This is a genomic window from Bacillus sp. AP50 (genome assembly GCF_040492675.1).
GTDB classification, from domain to species: domain Bacteria; phylum Bacillota; class Bacilli; order Bacillales; family Bacillaceae_G; genus Bacillus_A; species Bacillus_A cereus.
This window is the reverse complement of sequence record NZ_JBEUTW010000467.1, coordinates 1-3,694: the sequence shown is the minus strand read 5'-3', so window position 1 is coordinate 3,694 and position 3,694 is coordinate 1. Positions and strand designations below refer to the sequence as shown.

Below are 3,694 nucleotides of genomic sequence, written 5' to 3'. Positions count from 1 at the left end.
GCATATGTATTGACCAGAAAGTCATTAATACTTATCATTTAATAATGTTAAATATTAATTTGCATAATATAATAAAAGTAATGAAGAAATTACAAAAAATATCGCTTAAATAAGGAGGGATATGAATTATTCAGTGGTAATTTCATGGGAAAAGGAGATTATGTATGAAATCATTTCGTAAGTTATTACAGTATTTAAAACCATACATGTTCTTCGCTATTATTGGACCGCTATTTATGGTACTTGAGGTTGCGATGGACTTAATTCAACCGACTATTATGCAACATATCATTGATGTTGGGATTGCAAATCGGGATTTAAATTATGTAATAAAAATGGGGCTTCTTATGATAGGAGCAGCAGCACTCGGTTTAGTTGGAGGGCTTGGGTGTATGATGTATTCTACAAAAGCAGCTGTTAATTTCGCTACTGACATACGAAAAGATGTGTTTGCGAAAATAGAAACATTTTCTAGTAATAATCGTGATTCATTTGGAACAGGTAAATTATTAACGATCGTGACGAATGATATCACTTCCATTCAATCAGCAATGACAATGACATTACGTGTTCTCGTTCGTGGTCCGCTGTTATTTATGGGAAGTATAATTATTGTTTTTGTAACAGCAAGAGAGTTATTTCCAATATTACTTGTAGTTGTTCCGATTTTATTACTTGCGATTATTTTAATTGCAAGTAAAGCAAGTGGTACATTTAAAAAGGTGCAAGAGGCATTGGACAAAGTGAATACAAAGTTACAAGAAAATTTATCTGGTGTACGTGTTATAAAAGCGTATGTAAGACAAAAATATGAAATCGCTCAATTCGGAAGTGTAAATACAAATTTAACGAAGATAAATATTCGAGCTGTGCAACTTATTTCTTTAATGATGCCAATCATTATGCTAGTTGTAAGTGGCGGGATTGTCGCAACATTATGGATTGGTGGAGAAAAAGTATTCAATGGAACGCTTCAAGTAGGAGCGATTTTGGCATTTATTAATTACTTGAATATCATTTTAATGTCACTTATGTCGATTAGCATGGTATTTATTCAAATTGCGCGAGCTTTTCCATCTGCGGATCGTGTACAGCAAGTGTTAAATACCGAGGTTGATATTATAAGCGCAGCTAATGCAATCGAACCTGAGAAAATCGAGGGGAATATCGAATTTAAAAATGTTAGTTATAGCTATACGAAAAATAATGAATACGTTTTAAAAGATATTTCGTTTAGCATACAAAAAGGTGAAAAAGTAGGGATTATTGGATCAACTGGAAGTGGTAAATCTACCTTAGCGAAACTGTTACCACGTCTATATGATGTGGATCAAGGTGAAATATGTATAGATGGAATAGATGTTAAAACATATGATTTGCAAAAACTCCGTGCTTCAATAGGGTTTGTACCTCAGAAGGCTTTGTTGTTCTCAGGTAGTATAGAAGAGAATTTACGTTATGGTAAAGAAAATGCAACACATGATGAGCTGGAAGTAGCAGCTGCATCAGCTTGTGCGACTGAGTTTATTAATAAGCTGGAAGAATCTTATCAATATAATTTAACACAAGGTGCGACAAATCTATCAGGTGGACAAAAACAACGTGTATCAATTGCAAGGGCACTTGTGAGAAAACCACCGATTCTCATATTAGATGATTCTACATCAGCAGTTGATGCAAAATCAGAGGCTACTATTCAAACAGCTTTAAAAACAAAATATAAAGGCACAACGACATTATTAATCGCGTCCAAAATTTCTTCCATAATGGATGCGGATAAAATACTTGTATTAGATAATGGTGAATTAGTTGGCAATGGTACACATGAACAATTGTTAGAACGAAGTGAGGTTTATCAGGAAATTTATCTTTCCCAAGGTGGTAATTTGCATAAAGAAGGTGGGGAAGAACATGCGTAATTTTCAAGGGCAATTTGCTAATAAAGGTGGACGAAACACACCGAAGATGGGAAAAGCTAAAAATGCCCAAGGAACTGTAATGCGGATATGGAACTATATGGGCTATCAAAAAGCTGCTCTAATGTTTGTTATATTTCTAGTCGTTGTTACTACTTTACTTGGATTATTAGGTCCCTATTTTATGGGAGTCATTATAGATCAATATATTGTACCGAAAGATTTAAGTGGTACAGCAAGAATGTGTATGTTACTTATCGCGATTTACGGTGTAACTGTACTTTTAACATGGTTACAAACATTTGTCATGATTAACGTTGCATTAAAAACAATTCAAAAAATACGACAAGATATTTTTGAGAAAATCCAAACGCTTTCTTTACGGTTCTTTGATGTGCGTTCTCAAGGTGATTTAATGAGCCGTGTGACAAATGATATAGATAATTTGAACCAAGCTTTGACACAAAGTGTTGTACAAATTATTTCATCAGCGCTAACTTTTATAGGTGTAACGATTGCGATGTTCGCCTTAAATTGGATTTTAGCAATTGTAACTTTAATTACAGTACCTATTATGTTTTACGTTACAAAAAAACTAGTTGCATATAGTGGTAAAAACTTTGCGAAGCGTCAAAAAGATTTAGGTGAATTAAATGGATTTATTGAGGAAGCAATTACAGGTGCGGATGTTACGACGTTGTATGGAAAAGAAAAAGAAACTGTACAAAATTTCAATAAAATTAATGAACAGCTAAGAGTTTCAGCTACGAAGGCTGATACATTTTCAGCTTTTATTTTTCCAAGTATGAACTTTATTAATAACTTAGGTATGGGGCTTGTCATTGGGACTGGATCAGTTATGGTCTTAAACGGAATGACAACAGTAGGTGTTATTGCGGCTTTTATTAATTATTCTCGTCAATTCTCAAGACCGTTAAGTCAATTTGCGACTTTAATGAATACAATTCAAGCGGCAGTTGCTGGTGGAGAACGTGTTTTTGAGATTATGGATGAGGTACCAGAAATTCAAAATAAAAAAGACGCATTTGTTGTACAAAATTTACAAGGGCATGTTGCACTTGAGAATGTTTCATTTGGCTATGCAGAGAATAAAACGATTTTAAAAGAAGTGAGTCTTAAAGCGCAGCCAGGAGAGACAATTGCTTTAGTTGGCCCGACTGGATCAGGGAAAACAACAATCATTAATTTGTTAACTCGCTTTTACGATATACAGCAAGGACAAATTCATATTGATGGAAAAGATATAAAAGATTATGATATTAATTCTTTACGAAGTAAAATAGGAGTAGTTTTACAGGATACGTATTTATTCGCTGGTTCGATTATGGATAATATCCGTTATGGACGCTTAGATGCTACTGATGAAGAAGTTATCACTGCAGCTAAGGCAGCATCTGCACATTCTTTTATTAAGCATTTGCCAAATCAATATGAAACAGAAATTGCTTCAGAAGGATCGAATTTAAGTCAAGGACAGAAACAACTTCTTGCGATTGCACGAGCAATTTTAGCAGATGCAGATATATTAATTCTCGATGAAGCGACATCTAATATTGACACAAGAACAGAATTACAAATACAAGCAGGGCTAAATAATTTAATGAGAGGTCGCACAAGTTTTGTGATCGCTCACCGACTTAAAACAATTGAAAAAGCAGATCAAATCCTTGTTATAAAGGATGGAAGAATTTTAGAAAGAGGGAATCATGAGTCTCTTATGGAAGATAGAGGGTTTTATTTTGATCTGTATACGAGTC

General features: G+C 34.1%; 2 protein-coding genes. Both read left to right on the top strand.

Translation table 11 applies throughout. The features are described 5' to 3' along the window. Positions 1–164: 164 nt before the first annotated feature. A complete protein-coding gene (locus ABWK52_RS24780; protein ID WP_000834789.1) occupies positions 165–1,919 on the top strand; it encodes an ABC transporter ATP-binding protein in 1,755 nt (584 codons plus the stop codon). Then, a partial coding sequence (locus ABWK52_RS24775) for an ABC transporter ATP-binding protein (RefSeq protein WP_353772198.1) occupies positions 1,912–3,694 on the top strand: 1,783 nt, incomplete at its 3' end. The genes ABWK52_RS24780 and ABWK52_RS24775, both read left to right, overlap by 8 nt.